At 63.0% G+C, this 387-nt stretch carries 1 pseudogene; it reads left to right on the top strand.

Features of this window, described 5'->3' with window-relative positions:
- Positions 1–122 precede the first annotated feature (122 nt).
- Positions 123–387, top strand: a pseudogene (locus J1M64_RS19355) (hypothetical protein); the annotation flags it as partial.

Genomic DNA, 387 nt, shown 5'->3' with positions numbered 1-387 from the left:
GTCATCTTCGGCCCGGCTGCGCGCCCATTGCCGCAACTGCCGATCACCGTCGACGAAGAGGGCTACCTCGTCGCGCGCAGCGACTTCACCGAGCCTGTCGGCCCGAGCTTCTGGGAGCGCTATTGAGTACCGCAACGCTGTCCAAAGAGGACAAGGACACCAAGGCGCCCCTCGGCGGTCGATTCGTCGGCGCCGCGTCGAACTATATCGACGAGCGCACCAGCCTCTCGGGCTTCGTCAAGGAGCTCGGTCGCAAGATCTTCCCCGACCACTGGTCGTTCATGCTCGGCGAGATCGCTCTGTGGAGCTTCGTCGTCGTCTTCATCTCCGGCTCGTTCCTGACGTTCTTCTTCCAGGCGTCGATGGTCGAGACCTACTACACGGGTG

The organism is Dietzia sp. KRD202, assembly GCF_017168155.1.
Classification (GTDB): Bacteria; Actinomycetota; Actinomycetes; order Mycobacteriales; family Mycobacteriaceae; genus Dietzia; species Dietzia kunjamensis.
Note: the sequence above shows the minus strand (reverse complement) of the source record. Positions and strands in the feature narration are given on the sequence as shown.